Genomic DNA, 18563 nt, shown 5'->3' with positions numbered 1-18563 from the left:
CGGTTCGTGGAGAAGGTGATCGAGCATGGCTCGTGTCGTGGTTCTCGGTGCGGGAGTCTCGGGTCACACCGCAGCGCTCTACCTGAAGAAGCGTCTCGGCAAGGCCCACGAGGTCGTGGTCGTCTCCCCGAACGCCAAGTACAACTGGATCCCGTCGAACATCTGGGTGGGCGTGGGCAGGATGACCCCCGATGAGGTGGTGTTCCCCCTGGCCCCCATCTATGCCAAGCACGGCATCAAGTTCGTCCAGGCCAAGGCGTTCGCGCTGTGGCCCGAGGGCGACGCGGACAACGAGCGGCCGGCCGTCGAGGTCGAGTTCACGACCGAAGAGAAGGCTGGGCAGGTCGTCAAGATCCGCTACGACTACCTCATCAACGCCACGGGTCCCCAGCTCAACTTCGGGGCCACCCCGGGTCTGGGCCCGGACGAGGGCAACACCGTGTCGGTCTGCACGCCCGGCCACGCGGAGCAGGCCCAGGCCCAGCTGCAGGACGTCATCGCCGCGTGCAAGAAGGGCGAGGACAAGCGCGTGGTCATCGGCGTGGGCCACGGCACCTGCACGTGTGAGGGCGCCGCCTTCGAGTACACCTTCAACGTCGAGCACGAGCTGCGCGAGGCAGGCGTGCGCGACAGGGTCGAGCTCGTGTACCTCACCAACGAGAACGAGCTGGGCGACTTCGGGGTGGGCGGCATGCAGTTCGAGCAGAACGGCTTCCGCACCTCGAGCCAGTTGTGGACGGAGTCGCTCTACCGCGAGCGGGGCGTCAAGGCCATCACGGGCGCGGCCGTCACCAGCGTCGACCCGGGGGTCATTCACTATGACCAGCTCGACGGCTCGCACAACGACCTGCCGTACGACTTCGCCATGCTGCTCCCGCCCTTCAAGGGAGCGGACTGGAAGGCGTACAGCCGCACCGGTGACGACATCACCGACACCGTGTTCGCGCCGTCCGGCTTCATGAAGGTCGACGCCGACTACGCCAAGCGGCCCTTCGAGGAGTGGAGCGCGAAGGACTGGCCCCGCACCTACCAGAACCCGACGTACCCGAACTGCTTCGCGGTGGGCATCGCGTTCGCCCCGCCGCACCAGATCTCCAAGCCGCGGGCGACGCCCGACGGCCTGGCGGTCGCGCCGAGCCCGCCGCGGACCGGCATGCCATCGGGGACCATCGGCAAGGTGGTCGCGTTCTCGGTGGCTGACATGATCCTCAACGGCGCCGAGGCGCCGACCCACTCGGCCTCCATGGCCGAGATGGCCGCCGCCTGCGTGGCGTCGGCCGGCACGGGGATGCGTGGCGGCACGGCGGCCGCGATGACCATGAGCCCCGTGGTTCCCGATTGGGAGAGGTACCCCGAGACGGGGCGCAACATCAAGGAGACCTTCGGGGAGATCGGCCTGGCCGGTCACTGGGTCAAGCGGCTGCTGCACACGCTCTTCATCTATAAGGCCAAGGTCAAGCCCGGCTGGACCTGGATACCGGAGTAGGCAGGCACGCCATGGACACCACCAACGAGCGCATCTCCCAGGCGCCGCTTCCCACGCCGCGCGAGCTCCGGCACCGGCGCAACCCGATCGTGCAGTTCTTCCGCTTCCTGCGCATCAACTGGACGATGTGGAGGCTCGCCCGCCGGTCGCACTGAGGTGCGGGGAGCAAGCCAGATCAGTTCCGGCCGTCCGCCTCCGCGACCATCAGGTCCGCGGTCTCGTGGACGCCCACGATCACTCGGTCGGCCCCCATCTCCGTCAGGTACTCGACGTCGACGCTGCGATGGCCGCGGCCGATGATCCGCGCCTCGGGCCGCATCGCGCGCGCCTTGGAGACGATCGCGCCTGCGTTGAGCGGGTCGGGGATCGCGACCAGCACCGCGGTCGCCTTGTCGATGCCGGCGGCCATCAGCACCTTGGAACGCACCGCGTTGCCGAGGATCGCCTCGTGCCCCTCCTCGCGCAGGGCCTCCACGCGGCGCTCGTCGTCGTCCACGACCACGGTGGGGACGCCGCGCGCCCACAGTCCATTGGCCACGCGGACGCCCACGCGCCCAAAGCCGACCACGATCACGTGGTCCTCGCCCTCGTACTCGCGGGGCGCATCGGCCGCCGGCACCACGTCCTCCATGGCGCGGTACGCGCGCGTGGCCCACGCGAAGAGCAGGGGGTTGGCGATGATCGACAGGATCGCCCCGCCCAGCACCAGGTCGCGAGCGTCGTCGGACAGGATGTCGAGGTTGGTGCCGAGCGTCACGAGGATGAACGAGAACTCGCCGATCTGGGCGAGAGCCGCCGCGACCACGAGCGCCATCTGTTTCGAGTAGCGCAGCGCTCGGACGATCGCGAAGGCGACCACGGTCTTGCCGATGACGATCACGAGGAACGTGGCGATGAGCGCGAGCGGCTGCTCGATGATGACGTGCCAGTCGAAGAGCATCCCGACCGCGACGAAGAACAGCACCGCGAACGCCTGCCGCAGCGGCAGCGAGTCCTCGGCGGCGCGCTGGGACAGATCGGATTCGCGCAGGATCATGCCCGCGAAGAAGGCTCCCAGCGCGAAGGACACCTCGAACAGGTAGGCGGCGCCCACGGCGACGCCGATGCCGAGCGCAAGCACGCTGAGCGTGAACAGTTCTCGCGAGCCAGAATCGGCCACCCGTGCGAGCAGCCACGGGATGACGCGCCTGCCCACGATCACCATGATCGCGACGAAGGCGCCCACCTTGACGATGGTCCAGGCCAGTTCGCCGGCCAGGACGCCCGGGCCGCCGGCGCCGGACGCGAGCACGGGGATCATCACCAGCGCGATCACCATCGCGAGGTCCTCGACGATCAGCCATCCCACCGCGATGTGCCCACCGCGCGTGTCGAGCAGCTGCTCGTCCTCGAGCGCCCGGAGCATCACGACCGTCGACGCCACGGACAGCGCGAGCCCGAACAGCATCGCGGCGCCCAGGTCCCACCCGATCCACAGCCCCAGCCCCGTGCCCAGCGCGGTCGCCGTGGTCATCTGCGCGATCGCGCCCGGGAGGGCGACCTTGCGCACGGCCAGCAGCTCCTTGAAGGAGAAATGCAGCCCCACGCCGAACATCAGCAGGATGACGCCGATCTCCGCGAGCTCCATCGCCAGCTCGGTGTCCGCCTCGTAGCCCGGTGTGAACGGACCGATGATGACGCCCGCCGCGAGGTAGCCCACGATGGGCGACATGCGCAGCTTCTGAGCGACGAAGCCGAGGGCGAAGGCCACCACAAGTCCCGCCGCGATCGTCGTCAGGAGCGGGGCGTGGTGCAGCATGTGTCGATTCTACGTGGCCGAGATTTCGGGCAGATGGCGACTTCGGGCGGAGGGCGCGAACCGGGGCCGGCGCCGCCGCGTCAGTCCGTGATGAGCGAGCGCTCGTCGTCCAACCGCTCGGCCCTGCGCTCGAGCAGCTCGCCCAGCTCGTCCGCATCGGCCTCGCTCCAGCCGTCGGGCCGCGTGATGCCCGCCCACGCATCGAGGTTGGCGCGGTGCGTGTAGAGGTGCCCGTGGCCCTCGGGAACCGATCCGGCGGCCGGCATGTCCAGCAGCACCTGCCACATGGTCACGAGCGGATACCAGGCCATCTGTCCCGTGATGTCGGGTGCGCGCTGCTCCGGCTCGAGCCATTCCGGGCTCTCGAAGGCCAGGCGCCCGTGGAACCAGGTCACGGGGTCCGTGCCGTGCTGCAGGTACACCACGCGAGTGGGCCCCCACGTGGCGTCGCCCTTGTCGAGTCCGTACTGCTCGCCGGTGAACCGCACCGTCCGGCCGTCGTTGAAGACCGGCTGCCACGGCGGCGTGCCCTCGTCGCGCGCGGCAGTGATTTCGGAGTGCATCTCGTTGATGAACGGCGGGCCGGCCATGAGCGCCCCGTCGATGGGCTCGTTGAGGATCTCGGCGCTGGAGAGCACGCCCTCGACGCCGGTGGCGCCCAGCGACAGTCCATAGAGATACAGGGCCGGGCGATCGCTCTCCGGCAGGGTCGACCAGTGCTCGTGGACGGTGCGGAACGTGACGCGCGAGGTCTCCTGGACCACCTCCTGATCGGCGAGCAGCGAGATCCAGCTGGGCAGGTACGAGTACTGGACCCCGGCGATCGCGGTGTCGCCGTTCCACAGGTACTCGAGGGGGTCCACGCCTGCGGGGTCGAGGTAGCCGGTGCCGGTGACGGTGGCGACCACCAGGAGCTCGCGGTCGAAGGCTCCCGTGCGCTGCAGCTCCGCGAGCACCAGCGCCGCGCGGTCCTCGACGGTGTCCGCCGAACGCAGCCCCACGTAGGTGCGGATGGGCTCGAGCGCCCCGCCCCCGGAGTACTCGTCGATGTCCTGCGCCGTGGGGCCGCTCGACACGAACGACCGGCCCTGCCGACCCATCTCGTCGAAGTCGACGGCCGATGCGGGGGAGCCTGAGCGCTCGGGCTGCAGCGGCTGCGTCGCGCCTGGGTTGGTCTGCAGGTCGCGGCCGGAGTAGACCCAGTTCGCGGTGGTGAAGAACGCGCTGACAAAGGCGCCCGACGCCACCCACCACAGCAGCGAGGTGACGATCACCGCGGCGAGGACGACGGCCAGGGGCCGGGGCAGCCACCGGTAGAGCAGCTCATCGGCCTTGCGGAACAGCAGCCGCAAGGACCTGGCGATCACCAGCAGGACCGCGGCCACGGCGAGAGCCACGGCCACGATCTGCGGCCACACCAGGGGTGACAGCGGCTCCATGCCGAACGCCATGCGCGTGTCGTTCTGCCAGCCCACGTACCGCCAGATGGCCAGCGTCGCCTGCAGCGTGATGAGCGCCAACGAGATCGCCAGCAGCGCCGCCCGGACGCGGCCGCGCGCCTGCGGCACGCGCAGGAACCGCAGCACGGCGTGAGTCGCGGCGCCGAGCCCGTAGCCGATCATGAAGGCGACACCGGAGTTGAGACCCTGGGCGTACCCGGCGCGGGGGAGCAGGGACGGGGTGAGGGAGATGGCGAAGAAGTACAGCCCGATGACCAGCCCGACGGCGGAGAAGCTGAACTCCAGCACGCCCGGCGCCCGCGGCCGCGGGGGCGGCGGCTGGCTGAGCCGGGCGAAGGCCCGGTCCAGGGTTCGGGTGGTCACGGCGCCTCCCTTCGGGTCGCGCGCGGCGGTCGCGTCATGCCTCGAGCCGACGCTAGCCGATGCCTGCTCGGGCGGTCAGGGACCTGAGGCCGGGGAGGGCTGCGTCTCGCCCAGCTCGTCGAAGATCGCCCCATTGAGCCGGAAGGCGACCAGCGACTCGTCGACGAACGACTGCTCCTGCTCAGGCGTGAAGTCGAGAGCGTCGAGGGCCGCGCGGTACTCGTTCTTGAAGCGTGGCGCGGCGGGGATCTGCTCGAACCGGTAGAACGACAGCTGATCGGCCGTGGCCCCGTAGTGGCGCGACATCAGGGTGCCGATCGCCTGGCCGCCGGAGAGGTCGCCCAGGTAGCGCGTGTAGTGGTGCGCGAGATAGCGCGGGATGTCGTCCTCGGGGATCGCCTCGAGGTGCGCGCAGTACGCGCGGGTCGCGTCCGTGGCGCCGTGAGAGTCCCAATCCGCCGCGCCCAGGTGCTTCAGGTCGCTCGCGATCGACGGGTACCGGTCCAGACGCGAGTCGTTGATGAGGGCCGGGTCGCCGGGCCGGGCGGGCCGGGACTCGAGCGCGCGGTACACGTGCGCGTACTGGACGAGGTAGCGGGTGTAGGTCGCGAGGTCGAACTCGCCGTCCATCAGCCGGGTGATGAAGCCCCGCGTCTCCGCAGCCCGGTGCTCGGCGGCGGTGGCCTCGCGGATGCGGACCGAGAGCGCGCTCGAGGTGGTCATGCGGCCGAGTGTATCCCCGGCTCCGCGTGCACACGTCAGCCCCCTCGGGCAGGCCGCGCTCAGATCCCGTCGCGCACCAGCGGCTGGGTCATGCAGTGCGCCCCGCCGCGGCCGCGGCCCAGCTCGGCGCCCACGATCTCGAGCACCTCGATGCCGGCCTCGCGCAGCAGGGTGTTCGTGTGGGTGTTGCGGTCGTACGCGACCACGACTCCTGGCTCGAGGGCCAGCACGTTGTTGCCCGAGTCCCACTGCTGGCGCTCGGACGCGTACCTGTCGCCGCCCGTCTCGATGGTCCGCAGCTTCTTGAGGCCGAGCGCGTGGGCCACCACCTCCGTGAAGGGCAGGTTCTCGCGCACCACGTCCAAGGTGACGGGCGCATCGGCCGGAAAGAGGGAGTAGGTCTCGATGCCGTCGACGATGCCTGGGAAGACGGTGGCGACGTCGCGGTCCGCGAGAGTGAACACGGTGTCGAGGTGCATCGCGGCGCGCAGCTTGGGCATCTTGGCGACGATCACGCGGCGGGCGGCGCCGGCCGTGAACAGCGAGGTCGCCACCTGGGTGATCGCCTGGCGGCTCGAGCGCTCGGACATGCCGATCAGCACCACGCCGTTGCCGATGGGCATGACGTCGCCGCCCTCGAGGGTCGCGAGGCCGTGGTCCCATTCGGGGTCGCCCCACCACGTCATGACCTCGCCCGCGAAGTCGGGGTGGAACGTGTAGACGGCCTTCATGATGAGCGTCTCCGCGTGGCGCGCGGGCCAGTACAGCGGGTTGAGGGTGACGCCGCTGTAGATCCAGCTGGTGGTGTCCCGGGTGAACAGCGTGTTGGGCAGCGGCGGCATGAGGTAGTCGCGCATGCCGGACTCCTCGCGCACCAGCTGCAGGCTGGGCGCCGCGAAGTCGATGGGCAGGTCCGAGGTGGACAGTCCGCCCAGCACGTAGCGCGCGAGCACCTCCGGGTCGAGCAGGTCGAGGAAGGCCCGGACGTCGGGCACCAGGCCCAGCCCCACCTCGTTGGCGGTGATCTTGCGGTCCATCAGCCACGTGCGCGCCTCGGGGATCGCGAGGGTCTGGGCGAGCAGCTCGTGCAGCTCGAGCACGTCGATGTCCCGCTCGCGCATGAGCGACACGAACTCCGCGTGGTCGCGGCGAGCGTTGTCGACCCACATCACGTCGTCGTACAGCAGGGCATCCGCATTGGACGGGGTGAGCCGGTTGTGCGCCAGCCCAGGGGAGCAGACCAGCACCTTGCGCAGGCGCCCCACCTCGGAGTGCACGCCGTAACGGTCCTGAGGCTTCACCGGAGCCTGTCTCATGTACAGAAAATATCACCGCGCCCGCCCGGGCGACCCGCGCATCGGCCGCCCGTCGTCACTGATGAACGGCCGCGCATGCGTGACGAGGCGCGGTTTCGACCGTCCCCACGCATGGGCCCGGCGCACGTGAGTCGGGACGCACGCGCACGTGGCGCCCGCGGGAGCGACTAGCGTTGGCTCATGGGATTCCTCTCGAGGTTCACGGGCAGCCGCAAGCGTGTCGACCCATACGGCCTGTTCGAGGACGACGCCGCGCAGCTCCAGCGGTTCGTGGATGCGGGCGCGGACATCTCCGCCCCGCGCGACAGCGAGTTCTCCGTGACGTTCAAGGACGAGGACAGCGCCCGCGCCGCCGCGAAGGAGCTCGGGGAGGGGCAGTTCCGCGGCGAGCTCGTCGAGCCGAGCCACGGCGTGGACGAGTGGTCCATCATCATCTACGGGCGCGACGAGCCGCTGGTGCCCGACTTCCTGCGCGAGACCGTGGACGTCGCCGAGGGCATCGCCTCAACGCACGGCGGGGAGTACGAGGGCTGGGCCGCTCTCTACACCGCGGAGGAGAAGTCCGGCTGGGGCATCGAGCCCCTCTAGGGGTGCGAACAGCCCCGCGGCCGATGCGCGGGCCGGCCTGGCAGCACGAGCGTCAGTTCAGCAGGCGTGTCAGTTCTCGCAGGTGCAGCGGTCCGAGTCGGGCACGTTCGCCAGTGCCTGGTCGATGTGGAGGCCGCAGCCCGTCCAGGTGGTCTTGCCGCAGGCGCGGCACGCGATGGGGGAGCACATGCGGCGATTCTTTCATGCTCGCGCCGGGGCTGCGCTGCTCGTCACCCGGTGCTGCTCGTCACCCTCCGTGCTCCATTGAGCGTGTTCGATCAAGTGTGGGCAGCGAGGTGCGCGGCGATGGCCCGGTGCGCGGGCGGCAGGTCCTGCGGCCGGTGTTCCGCGCCCGGCACGACCAGGTGCTGGGCGCCGCGCGACTCGAGGTGCGCTGCGACGTCCTCGTAGATGTCGTCCCAGCCGCCCGTGATGACCAGCGTCGGCACGCGCATGGTCCACTTGCGGTCGAGCGGCGCCTCCCACGGCGCGCCGGCCTGTCGCATGGTGCGTCCTACCGCCTCGTTGAGCGGATCCTCGCGGTGCATGCGGCCACCCAGGGCGGTGAGCAGCGCGTATCCCAGCTGCGCGTCGGTGCAGTCCAGGTCGGCTCGGCTGGCGAAGATGGGCCCCACCTCGGCGATGTGCGCCTCGGTCGCGGCGGTGTGGCGGGTGAGCGCGAGGGCCGACGGCTCGATGAGCGTGAGGCTCGCGATCTTGTCCGGGTAGTGCTGCGCCGCGATCAGCGCGCCGTTGCCGCCAAAGCTGTGGGCGATCACGTGGACGGGGTGAGACGCGCTCGCCCCGGCGACCGCCCACTCGGCGTGGTCCGCGAAGCCGCCGTTGGGCTCGCGGAAGTCGTGGAACCGCGCGCGGCCCGAGTCGAAGCCGGGCAGTGCGCTGTCGAGGTAGCGCACCAGGTGACGCCACGCCTCGGGTCCGCCGGAGGCGATGCCGGGAAGGAACGCGACGTCCATGGGAACAGTGTGTCAGTCGACCGGCTGCGCGGTGCGGTTGACGCGGGAGGACACGACGGCTCCGGTCGAGTCGAGCACGACGGTGCGCGCGGGACCGGTGTCGCCGTTGATGCGCCCGAGCAGCAGGCGCGCGGCGTGCTCTCCGATGGCGCGTGCGGGGGTGGGCACGCTGTGGAGTCCTGGCAGGGGCACGGGCAGGTGCGGCAGCGAGTCGCACACGGAGACGGTGATGTCGCCGGGTCTCATGCCGCGTCGCGTCAGGGCCGTCAGGATGCCGATGGCGATGAGGTTGTTCGCGGCCACGATTCCGTGGGGCGGATCCGGCAGGTCGAGCAGCTGCTCAACGGCGCTGGCCCCGCCCTCGACCCGGTAGTCGGCCCAGATCAGGTAGTCGTCGGGGGCGCCGCCACGGCGGTCGACCACGTCCCGCCAGCCCTGGGCGCGCTCGCGGGCGGTCTCGACCTGCGGGGGTCCGGTGATGCACGCGATGCGCGAGCGGCCCTGGGCGAACTGCCATTCGGTGGCCTCCACGGCACCGGCGTGGTTGTTGGCCCTGACCGTATCCGCGCGTGGGTCCGCGATGCGGCGGTCCACGGCGACCAGCGGCTGGCCCTGGTCGAGCATGGGGACGAAGGCCTCGCCATCGCCGCATGGCGCGACGATGGCGCCCGGCATGTGCTCGCCCTGGATCGCGTCGACGTAGGCGGCCTCGTAGTCCGGGTCGCCGTCCGTGTTGCACAGCACGAGTGAGTAGCCCGCCTGGCGGGTGACGTGCTCGGCGCCGCGGGCCAGCGCGGTGAAGAACGGATTCTCGAGGTCGGGGATGACCAGCGCGATCATCTCCGCGCGCTTGGTGCGCAGCGCGCGAGCCCGCCGGCTGGGGCGGTACTGAAGGGCCGCGATCGCCTCACGGACGCGCGCGTCGAGAGCCGGGCGGACGGGTATGCCGTTGATGACCCGGCTTACCGTCGCTGGCGACACGCCTGCGTGTGCAGCGACCTCGTAGATCGTGGCCATGCCACATTCTGGGGCCCCGTGGCGCCGCGCGGGCAGGACTTGGGGCCCGCGACATCCTCAGCTCCCCGTGCCACCTGCCCCCTCCCCAGATACCCAGCACGTCCAACGCAGGGCGCCGCATGTGCGCTGGATACCCAGTAGAGCCAACGCTTCGAGGGGATGGGGTGGTCTGGGGGTCGGCTATGCCGCGGCGGGCTCGTCGACCTCGTCCGGCGCCACGGGGTTGCGGATGCCGGCCCACGAGATCGCCGCGCCCAGCGCCATGGCGATCGCCGTCGCCCACATCGCGCGGTGGAACCCGTCCAGGTCCAGCGCGCCGCCCACGATGGCTCCCACGGCCGCGATCGCGATCAGCCCGGCGATCCGCGAGATCGCGTTGTTGGTCGCGGAGGCGATGCCGGCGCGCGACGGCTCGATCGCCCCCAGGATCGCGGCGGTGAGCGGCGACACGGTCAAGGTCAGCCCCAGGCCGAACACCACGACGCCCGGCAGCAGCTGCCACCAGTAGTTGAAGTCATCGTCCACCGCGAGCATCATCAGCGATCCCACGGCCATCGCGAGCGGCCCGGCGGTCATGAACAGCCGCGGCCCGAACCGCCCGGCCCAGGCCCCCGCGCGCGACGACAGCGCGATCATGATCAGCGTGATGGGCAGCGTCGCGAGCCCGGCGAGTGTGGCCGAGAGCCCCGCCTGCTCCTGCAGGTACACCACGATCACGAACCCGTTCAGCGACAGCGCGCCGTAGATCATCCAGGTGGACAGGTTTCCCCACGCGAAGTTGCGCACGCGGAACAGACTCAGCGGGAGCATCGGCGATCGCGCGATGGCCTGCCGCCACAGGAAGCCGCCGAAGGCGAGCGTGCCGACCACCGCAGGCCCCCACACCAGCGGGTCGCCGAGCCCCAGGTTCGGCTCCTCGATGAGGGCGAACACGATCCCACCCAGCCCCGCGACGCACAGGAGCGCGCCCACGTAGTCGATGCGCGCATCGGGCAGCCGGACGTCGCGCTGCTCGAGGCGCGTGAGCAGCCACAGGCAGGCCGCAATGGGCAGGACGTTGATGAGGAACACCAGTCGCCACGAGGCGAGGTCCACGAACAGCCCGCCGATGATGGGCCCCGCGATCATGGCGCCGGCCGTCGCCCCGGTCCACGTGCCGATCGCCTTGGCCTGCGCCGGGCCGCGGAAGTTGGACGTGATGAGCGCGAGCGAGCTCGGCACCAGCATCGCGCCCGCGACGCCCTGCAGCAGCCGCGCCACGATCAGGAACGGGGCAGAGGGTGAGACGGCGATCAGCACGGAGGTGACGCCGAACGCGATCAGTCCCCAGCGGATCACCCGGATCCGGCCGTACGTGTCGGAGATCGACCCCGCTACCAGGATGAACGCCCCGAGGGTGATGAGGTACGCGTCCACGGTCCACTGCTGCGTGGTGATGCCGCCGCCGAGCTCCTCGACGATCGCGGGCAGCGCGACGGTCACCACGGTGCCGTCGAGAAAGCTCACGAAGCTCGCCATGATGGCGATCCACAGGATCAGCTTCTGCTCGCGGGGGACGTCCGTGACGCCGGGAGGCCCGGCCGGGGCTGGGGATGACACGGCCCCAGACTACGGCCGATGCGCGGGCTGGGTGGGGCCGGTAGCGTCAGGGATATGAGCATGGACGAGCAGGCACTGGACGGTGCCATCAACCCCGCTGCGATCGACGCGGCCGCGCGCGAGGGCGACTTCAGCGGAGTGGTCGCGATTCACAAGGATGGCCGGGGGGTCCTGACGCGCGCCTTCGGCTACGCGCACCGCGGGCATCAGGTGCCGGTGACGCCGCAGACCCGGTTCGGGATCGCGAGCGGGTCGAAGGCGTTCACCGCGCTCGCGGCCGTCCGCCTGGTCGAGGACGGCGCGCTCACTCTGGAGGCGCCCGTGCGCCGGTGGCTCGGCGAGGACCTCCCGCTGGTGGACGAGAGCGTCACGCTCGAGATGCTGCTGAGCCACACGTCGGGCATCGGCGACTACCTGGACGAGGACGGGGATAGCGAGATCTCCGACTACGTGCTCACGCGCCCGGTGCACTCGCTGGTCACCGCCGAGGACTTCCTGCCCGAGCTCGAGGGTCACGCGCAGCGCGAGGCCCCGGGCGAGACGTTCCGCTACAACAACGCGGGCTTCGTGGTCGCGGCGCTGCTGATCGAGCGTGCCGCCGGCCGGCCGTTCCAGGACGTGGTGGCACGGGAGGTATTCGCGCGCGCCGGGCTGGCCGAGACGGCGTACGAGCGCTCGGACCGGTGGCCCGGCGATGCGGCGCTCGGGTACCTGGAGGCCACCGGCGACTGGACCAACGTGCTGCACCTGCCCGTGCGTGGCGGGGGCGACGGCGGGGCCGTGACGAGCGCGGCGGACCTGGACCGGTTCTGGCGCGCGCTCGCCGACGGGCGGATCGTCAGCCTGGACTTCGCCGCCGAGATGACGCGTGCCAGGCACGACGTGCCCGATGAGGGCATGCGATACGGGATGGGGTTCTGGCGGCACGCGAGCGGGCCGCAGTGGATCATCGAGGGCTACGACGCGGGAGTGTCGTTCCGCTCGACGTTCGACCCGGACACGCGCGTGACCGCCACGGTGATGGGCAACACCTCCGAGGGGGCGTGGCCCGTGATCGGCGCGGTCGCCGAGCGGCTGTTCCCCGACGTGGCCGAGGGCTTGTGACGTCTCTCGAGTCGTCGGTCGCGCGGGCGCGCTCGCTGGTCGCTGCGGCTGGTGACGGCCGGGTGGTGATCGGCGTCGTCGGCGCACCTGGGGCGGGCAAGTCCACGCTCGCCGCTGCGCTGGCTTCGCACCTCGGTACGGCCGATGCGGCGGTGGTCCCCATGGACGGGTTCCACTTGGCGCACTCCGAGCTCGAGCGCCTGGGCCGCGTCGAGCGCAAGGGCGCGCCGGACACGTTCGACGGCGGAGGGTTCGTGTCGCTGCTGAGGCGGATCGTGGCGCGCGACGAGGACGTGGTCTACGCGCCCGAGTTCCGCCGCGAGATCGAGGACCCGGTGGCCGGCGCGATCCCGGTGCCGCGCCACGTGCCGGTGGTGATCGTCGAGGGCAACTACCTGTTGCTGGACTCCTCGCCGTGGGACGAGGTCCCGGGGCTGCTGACGGAGAGCTGGTACGTCGAGGCGCCAGAGGACGTGCGGCTCGAGAGGCTGGTCGCGCGGCACGTGTCGTTCGGGCGCACCCCGGAGGCCGCCCGGGCGCACGCGCTGGGCAGCGACCAGCGCAATGCCGAGCTCATCGCGGCCTCGGCGCACCGGGCGGCCCTGCGGGTCGACCTGTCACCTACGGTGGGGTCATGAGCAACCGCTGGAGGCTGTCGGTCTGGGTGACGGGCGTGATCGTCGCCGTCGTACTCGCGGTCGTCCCCGGCATCACGGTCTGGCAGGCGCTGATCGTCTTGGGTCTCTGGGTGATGGCCGGCTCCGTCGCCCGGATTCTCGTCGACTACGTGCAGGTGACGCGCCGGGCGAACCGCGACCGGAAGTCCTAGGCCGCCCCCTCAGTCGGGCTGGTCGACGGACTGCGCGAGCGCGGTGAGCCAGTCGGCCCAGAACTCCTTCCACGGCTCGGTGGCCGCTGATGTCGCGATCTTCTCGTGGCTCACGGTCAGCCGTGTGCCTGCGGGTGCCGGGTCGAAGTTGAACAGCACCGAGCCCAGCGCCGCGCCGTCCGAGCTGTCGGTGAGCGCGTAGCGCGGCGACTTCACTCCCGCCTTCGAGGTGCGGGTCGCGACGAGATCGGGGAGCAGCGCGGCGCGCGACTCGTCGTCCTCGATCAGGGCCTTGAGCGCATCGGGCAGTGTGGGAACAGTGCGCGAACGGGAGATGGTGAACGTGCCGTCGGGCATCTGTCCTGGCAGGCGCTTGCCGGTGATGCGCTCGTAGCCCACGGTCACACCCTGTGCCCACCAGCCGCCGATCTCCGTGTGGGCGTTCAGCCACGCCGCGATCTCGGTGTGCGTAGCGTCGCGGCCAGGACCCGCGTCGATGAGCGCGACCCATTCGTCCCACCCGCGACCGGTGGCCTTGCGGACCTGCTCGTCGGTGGACTCGGGCTGCGAGACCCAGCCGGCGGGCGCATCGGCGCTGCTGGGCTGGGGGAGGAGCGCGCGGCGTGCGGCGGAGTACTTCTCGCCGGTCTTGGCCATGCGGGCGCGAATGCGCTTCTTGAAGGATTCTTGAGTGGTCATGGGAACTCCCGTCGTCGTGCGCATTCCCGGTCGCTCGCGCCGGCCGAGCCGCGCATGTGACACGGCAGCTCTTCCGCGTCGAGCACTCGATGGTCCCCTTTGCCTCCACCGGCGGGCCGGTCTGCGGCGGCGCGAGCGCCGCATCGGAGGTCGGGCGAGACGGGTCGCCTTCGGGATTCAGAATAGCGCCGATGCGGGCGCCGGCACAGGCGTTCGCGTCCAGATTGGTGCGGCGGGGTACGTGGCGTGCCGCAGGGTCCGGGGGTTGGGCGTGCTGGGCGTCCAGGTGACGGAGAGTGCGAAGGTCGCATCGCCGTTGACGCGACCCCCGCAGTCCTGCGCGCGTACCAAGGCCGCGCGACTGTTTGTCATGGTGTCAGGCCTGGCAATCGGGCGTCACCTTTGTGAGGGTTCACATGGGAACCGTGACCGGATTGTTGCTATTGGACGGCCGATTTGCGCTCGCGGGATGACCATTTGTGGCCGTTGGCGCGGGCGTCGAGGTAGGCGTCGATGGCGTGGTCGGGGATGAGGTGGTTGTCGATGCCGTCGCCGTCGGGGTCCGTGAGGGTGGAGGTCTGCTGACCGGGCGTCGAGCCGGTGGAGCAGTCGCCGGTGGTGTCGCAGTCGACCAGCTGCACGCGCGGATTGAAGATGTGTATCGAGGTGCTGGCGGAGGTGGTGGTTGCGGTGCCGGGTGCCTCGGCCCAGGTCGCGCCTCCGTTGAGGCTGTAGTGGCCGGTCCAGGTGGTGGTGAGCGTGAGCTCGGCGCGGTGCTCGCGGCGCTCGAAGGTGAGCGGCTGCGCGCCGGACCCGTCGCCGGCGTTGGCACCTGAGGTGGTGATCTCGGTGCCGTCGGAGGTGGACCACGCGAAGCCGGTGGGGGTGGCGCGCAGCAGGACAGTGGTGCCGAGGACCGTGACGGCGTTGGTCTGTGGGTCCGTGCTTGCGATAGGGATCACGCCCATCGAGGCGATGGCCCAGCCGGTGGCGGGTTGGGTCGTGTAGCTGGTGGGAGTGATGTCCATGGCGCGCCACGCGCTCGCGATAGCGGCGGGGAGGGGGTTGGCCCCGCAGTCGTAGCCGGTGATCTGAGTCCAGGGACCGTAGTTGCCGCCGCCGAGGTGTCGCGAGACCCACAGGGGTGGGATTACCGATGAGCCGACTGGGCAGTCGAGGTCGGGCGTCGCGTAGGTTTCGATGCACGCGGGGATCTCGCCCTCCCACTGGCGTGCGATCGGCGAAGTTCCTTCCTCAAACTCGAACCAGTCCTCGCACATGGCCCGGCGCTGAAAGCGGTCTTGTGGGGTGTCGCTTGAGGGGGTTGGTGCAGTCAGTCCATCGCCACTGTTGTTCTCGCCGTACCCCACCTCTTCGCCGCATGTGGCAGCAAAAATCTCAGCGGAGCGGTCTGGGTCGCATCCCGGCGCACTGACTGCGGAGGCGTCTGGTGTGGCGACAAATATCGCCATTGCCATCGCCAGCACCGAGACAACCGTGGGCCTCATCCGCGCTCGGCCCCTACCGCAACGACGATCCAATGATTTTTGAACTCAAGAATCAGCGTCGCTTCACCAGTGCCGCCCTCGGTTCGGTCGACCTCGGTGCCGTTCGAATCGACCTCTATGAGATCCCGGCTCTCTATCGGCAACGAAAGGCTCCAGGTTCCGTCTTCACGGAGTCCACCCTGTGAATCCGCTGCGGTTGCGATCACCTCACCACCTTCGAGGGTGTGGCCAGTTTCGGCCACCGACGCATAGTGGGTCCGAACCGTCTCGCAGAAGTCACAGTTGTCTCCAGCGAGTGCATCGAAGAGGCGTGGGTCTTCGCGCATCAAGTCTTGGTACTCAGCAAGAAAGAACTTGGCGAACTCTTGGGCCCCCGTGAGATCCTCTTGCCGCGCCAGCGGGGGGATGGCCTCGATCACTTCATCGTCGGTCAGCTCGGTCGTGGAGGGGGAGGGCGTCGGGGTGGGGCTCGGCGTCGAGACGGGAGCGGCAGTCGGCGTGGGCGTCTCGGTGACGATCGGCGCAGGATCGCCAGAGCATCCGGCCGCAGACAAGCCGAGTGCAGCCGCGATGACCGCGACTGCGACTCTGGACCCACCCCGCCCGTGGTGCATGTGCCAGACATTACCGACATACGCGACGGCACGACAGGGTGAGTCGCGAACCTGTGGACAACGCCGTCACAAGCGAAGCCGCCATGACTTAGGGTCTTGACGGTGGAATCACCGACGACTCAGGCGAACGAAGAAGACCAGCCCAGCGACGGCATCGGCCGTCCGTCGCCTCGCCCCACGTGGCACCTGACGCCCGCGCGCAACTGGATGAACGACCCCAACGGGCTGGTTCACGTCGACGGCGTCTACCACGCGTTCTTCCAGTACAACGCGGGCGGCGAAGGCTGGAGCGATATGAGCTGGGGCCACGCCGTGAGCGAGGACCTCCTCGCGTGGCGCGAGCTCGACGTCGCCATCCCCGCGACCGCCAATGAGCAGGCCTACTCGGGATCGGCGGTGGTGGATCACGGCAACACCTCGGGCCTGGGGGATGGCGGTACCGACCCCATCGTCGCCGTCTACACGGCCGCGACCAAGGACGGCCTGCAGGCCCAGTCGCTCGCGTTCAGCCAGGACCGCGGCGCGACGTGGCAGCGCTACGACCGCAACCCCGTCCTCGACCGCGGCTCGCGCGAGTTCCGCGACCCCAAGGTGTTCCGCTTCGAGGGCGCCGACGGCCACGCGCGCTGGATCATGGTGGTGGTCGAGGCCGTCGCCCACGAGGTGCTCGTCTACTCGTCCGACAACCTGCGCGACTGGACGTGGGAGAGCGCCTTCGACCACCCCACGCCGCTCGACGAGATCTGGGAGTGCCCCGACCTCTTCCCGCTGCCGGTCGACGGCGACGAGGCCGACCAGCGCTGGGTGAAGCTGCTGTCGACCCATGACCACGACCGCACCGACGAGCAGGGCTCGACCATGCGGTGGATCCTCGGCGACTTCGACGGCCGCCGCTTCACGCCCGCGCCGGGGGAGACCTGGCGCCTGCTCGACCACGGCCGCGACTTCTACGCGGGCGTCACGTTCTCCGATGCGCCCGACGGCCGCCGCCTCATGCTCGGCTGGATGTCGAACTGGCAGTACGCCCACGAGGCGCCCACCGCCCCCTTCCGCGGAGCGATGTCGCTCGTGCGTGAGCTGTCACTACGGACCGTTGTGAGCGATACGGGGGCCGATGCGCGGGTCGAGCTGGTGCAGACGCCCATCGTTCCCGAGGGGCTGGGTTTGCGCTCGGAGGACGAGGGGGACGACGAGGGCCTCGTGGTGGGACTCGCTGGCGTGGTGTCCATCGAGTCGGTCGGATCTGCGCGCACGGTGTCGGTTGAACTCTGTTCCGGCGATGATGCGCTCGCGACCGTGACCCTCGACGCGAACGCGGGCGAGGTGGTGTTCGAGCGCGCCTCGGCCGGCGTGGACGCCATCGACGGGCGGTACGCGAGCGTGCGGCGCATGCCGTGGGACGGGGGCCTCGTGGAGGTGTTCCTCGATGCGCACCTCGTGGAGGTGTTCGCGTGCGACGGCGCCTCGGTGATGTCGCACCAGGCGTTCGTGGGGCCCGACGGCTGGCGCGTGCGGGTGATCGGTGGTGCTGCCGCCGATGTGACCGTGGCCGTCCCCTCCGACACTGAGTGACCACTGCGGCGCTCAGGCGGGGAAGATCAGTCGCGGGATGGTGACACGGTGCGGGGGCGTTAGGTTGAGAGCAGTCCCGCAAACCTAGGAAGGACGTGGCCATGCCCACCATCGCGATTGTCGGAGCCGGACCCAACCTCGGAGGCGCCGTCGCCCGGCGATTCGGCCGTGAGGGATTCTCCGTCGCCCTGATCTCCCGTGACCTCGCCAAGCTCGATAATCTCGCTGAGGCGCTCGAGGAGGAGGGCGTCACCGCCAAGGGCTACTCGGCCGACGTCAAGGACGGCGCCCAGCTCGAGGCCGCGCTCGCCAACGCAGCGGCGGACCTCGGGCCCATCACCGCTCTTCAGTACAGCCCGCTGCCGTCGCGCGACTACCTGAAGCCCGTGCTCGACCTCACCCCGGAACTGGCGCTCGAGGCGCTGCAGTTCTCGGCGCTCGGCCTCATCCACGCGGCCCGCGCCGTCCTGCCCAGCATGCGCGAGGCCGGCGAGGGAAGCATCATCCTCATCAACGGCGGCACCTCGGTGAAGGCACGTCACGGTTTCGCGGGCACCTCGGTCGCGTTCCCCGCGGAGAGCGCCTACGGCGAGATGCTGCACGATGCTCTCGCGGACGAGGACATCCGCGTCACCCAGCTGGTGATCCCGGGCGCGATCCCCAAGCTCCAGCTCGAGAACGGCATCGACGATGTCGCGCAGAAGATCTGGGAGCTGCACTCGACGGGCGAGGACTTCCGCACCATGCTGATCCCGCTCGAAGAGGGTCGCGAGTAGAGAGAGGCCGCAAGGAGCGGCCCGTGACGCGCGGGGATTGGGCCCTAGCCTGATCCGACCATGGACGATATGGTTCCTCGGAACACGACACCAGCATCCGCTGGCGCCGGGGACGCGGTGGTTGGCGGTTGCAG

At 70.1% G+C, this 18563-nt stretch carries 19 protein-coding genes; 8 read left to right on the top strand and 11 right to left on the bottom strand.

Going from position 1 to position 18563, the window contains the following annotated elements:
- The first annotated feature begins 25 nt into the window (after nt 1-25).
- On the top strand, nt 26-1486 hold the full coding sequence (locus tag ACNI14_RS03820) for an NAD(P)/FAD-dependent oxidoreductase (protein ID WP_420518642.1): 1461 nt from the start codon (nt 26-28) through the stop codon (nt 1484-1486).
- 11 nt (nt 1487-1497) lie between these two features.
- The gene (locus tag ACNI14_RS03815; RefSeq protein WP_420518641.1) at nt 1498-1641 is read left to right on the top strand and encodes a hypothetical protein; all 144 of its coding nucleotides are present in this window, start codon (nt 1498-1500) and stop codon (nt 1639-1641) included.
- Nucleotides 1642-1661: 20 nt separating this feature from the next.
- Here the strand turns inward: ACNI14_RS03815 and ACNI14_RS03810 are convergent, their stop codons facing one another.
- The 4 genes from ACNI14_RS03810 to ACNI14_RS03795 all read right to left on the bottom strand — a co-directional run bounded on the left by ACNI14_RS03810 (nt 1662) and on the right by ACNI14_RS03795 (nt 7146).
- On the bottom strand, nt 1662-3284 hold the full coding sequence (locus ACNI14_RS03810) for a cation:proton antiporter domain-containing protein (RefSeq protein ID WP_420518640.1): 1623 nt from the start codon (nt 3282-3284) through the stop codon (nt 1662-1664).
- An 80-nt stretch (nt 3285-3364) separates the two neighbouring features.
- Nucleotides 3365-5107, bottom strand: coding sequence for an alpha/beta hydrolase (locus ACNI14_RS03805; protein WP_420518639.1), 1743 nt, complete (start codon nt 5105-5107; stop codon nt 3365-3367).
- Between the two features lie 75 nt (nt 5108-5182).
- Nucleotides 5183-5830, bottom strand: coding sequence for a biliverdin-producing heme oxygenase (locus ACNI14_RS03800; RefSeq protein WP_420518638.1), 648 nt, complete (start codon nt 5828-5830; stop codon nt 5183-5185).
- A gap of 59 nt (nt 5831-5889) precedes the next feature.
- Complete coding sequence (locus ACNI14_RS03795; protein WP_420518637.1) at nt 5890-7146, bottom strand: arginine deiminase; 1257 nt, start codon at nt 7144-7146, stop codon at nt 5890-5892.
- A gap of 180 nt (nt 7147-7326) precedes the next feature.
- Between ACNI14_RS03795 and ACNI14_RS03790 the strand changes: the two genes are divergently transcribed.
- Entirely contained in the window at nt 7327-7734 is a 408-nt protein-coding gene (locus tag ACNI14_RS03790) for a ribonuclease E inhibitor RraB (protein ID WP_420518636.1), read from the top strand.
- Nucleotides 7735-7803: 69 nt separating this feature from the next.
- Here ACNI14_RS03790 and ACNI14_RS12770 read toward each other — a convergent pair whose 3' ends face one another.
- The 4 genes from ACNI14_RS12770 to ACNI14_RS03775 form a co-directional block, all read right to left on the bottom strand.
- Nucleotides 7804-7923 carry a DUF8730 family Cys-rich protein gene (locus tag ACNI14_RS12770; protein ID WP_518486577.1) on the bottom strand — a complete coding sequence of 40 codons (120 nt, stop codon included), beginning with the start codon at nt 7921-7923 and terminating at the stop codon, nt 7804-7806.
- An 89-nt stretch (nt 7924-8012) separates the two neighbouring features.
- Nucleotides 8013-8711, bottom strand: coding sequence for an alpha/beta fold hydrolase (locus tag ACNI14_RS03785; RefSeq protein ID WP_420518635.1), 699 nt, complete (start codon nt 8709-8711; stop codon nt 8013-8015).
- A gap of 12 nt (nt 8712-8723) precedes the next feature.
- Nucleotides 8724-9728, bottom strand: a complete 1005-nt coding sequence (locus ACNI14_RS03780) for a LacI family DNA-binding transcriptional regulator (protein ID WP_420518634.1) — start codon at nt 9726-9728, stop codon at nt 8724-8726.
- 180 nt (nt 9729-9908) lie between these two features.
- Nucleotides 9909-11246 (bottom strand): MFS transporter, encoded by a 1338-nt coding sequence (locus tag ACNI14_RS03775; protein ID WP_420518897.1) that lies wholly within the window; start codon nt 11244-11246, stop codon nt 9909-9911.
- Nucleotides 11247-11381: 135 nt separating this feature from the next.
- Between ACNI14_RS03775 and ACNI14_RS03770 the strand changes: the two genes are divergently transcribed.
- From ACNI14_RS03770 to ACNI14_RS03760, 3 genes are read left to right on the top strand one after another with little or no spacing between them, the layout of a single operon-like run.
- Nucleotides 11382-12431 (top strand): serine hydrolase domain-containing protein, encoded by a 1050-nt coding sequence (locus tag ACNI14_RS03770; protein ID WP_420518633.1) that lies wholly within the window; start codon nt 11382-11384, stop codon nt 12429-12431.
- Complete coding sequence (locus ACNI14_RS03765; RefSeq protein WP_420518632.1) at nt 12428-13069, top strand: nucleoside/nucleotide kinase family protein; 642 nt, start codon at nt 12428-12430, stop codon at nt 13067-13069. Before ACNI14_RS03770 ends, ACNI14_RS03765 begins: the two co-directional genes overlap by 4 nt.
- Nucleotides 13066-13260, top strand: a complete 195-nt coding sequence (locus ACNI14_RS03760; RefSeq protein WP_420518631.1) for a hypothetical protein — start codon at nt 13066-13068, stop codon at nt 13258-13260. Before ACNI14_RS03765 ends, ACNI14_RS03760 begins: the two co-directional genes overlap by 4 nt.
- 9 nt (nt 13261-13269) lie before the next feature.
- On the opposite strand, the gene ACNI14_RS03755 is transcribed toward ACNI14_RS03760, so the two are convergent.
- From ACNI14_RS03755 to ACNI14_RS03745, 3 genes are all read right to left on the bottom strand, one after another.
- The gene (locus ACNI14_RS03755) at nt 13270-13959 is read right to left on the bottom strand and encodes a DUF4287 domain-containing protein (RefSeq protein WP_420518630.1); all 690 of its coding nucleotides are present in this window, start codon (nt 13957-13959) and stop codon (nt 13270-13272) included.
- Between the two features lie 440 nt (nt 13960-14399).
- Nucleotides 14400-14987 carry a hypothetical protein gene (locus ACNI14_RS03750; protein ID WP_420518629.1) on the bottom strand — a complete coding sequence of 196 codons (588 nt, stop codon included), beginning with the start codon at nt 14985-14987 and terminating at the stop codon, nt 14400-14402.
- A gap of 476 nt (nt 14988-15463) precedes the next feature.
- Nucleotides 15464-15886 carry a DUF6318 family protein gene (locus ACNI14_RS03745; protein ID WP_420518628.1) on the bottom strand — a complete coding sequence of 141 codons (423 nt, stop codon included), beginning with the start codon at nt 15884-15886 and terminating at the stop codon, nt 15464-15466.
- A gap of 297 nt (nt 15887-16183) precedes the next feature.
- On the opposite strand from ACNI14_RS03745, the gene ACNI14_RS03740 reads away from it, so the two are divergent.
- Nucleotides 16184-17653 (top strand): glycoside hydrolase family 32 protein, encoded by a 1470-nt coding sequence (locus tag ACNI14_RS03740; protein ID WP_420518627.1) that lies wholly within the window; start codon nt 16184-16186, stop codon nt 17651-17653.
- A gap of 101 nt (nt 17654-17754) precedes the next feature.
- Nucleotides 17755-18429, top strand: a complete 675-nt coding sequence (locus tag ACNI14_RS03735) for an SDR family NAD(P)-dependent oxidoreductase (protein WP_420518626.1) — start codon at nt 17755-17757, stop codon at nt 18427-18429.
- Nucleotides 18430-18563: the final 134 nt, after the last annotated feature.

Source organism: Demequina pilifera (assembly GCF_048814985.1).
Taxonomy (GTDB): domain Bacteria; phylum Actinomycetota; class Actinomycetes; order Actinomycetales; family Demequinaceae; genus Demequina.
Note: the sequence above shows the minus strand (reverse complement) of the source record. Positions and strands in the feature narration are given on the sequence as shown.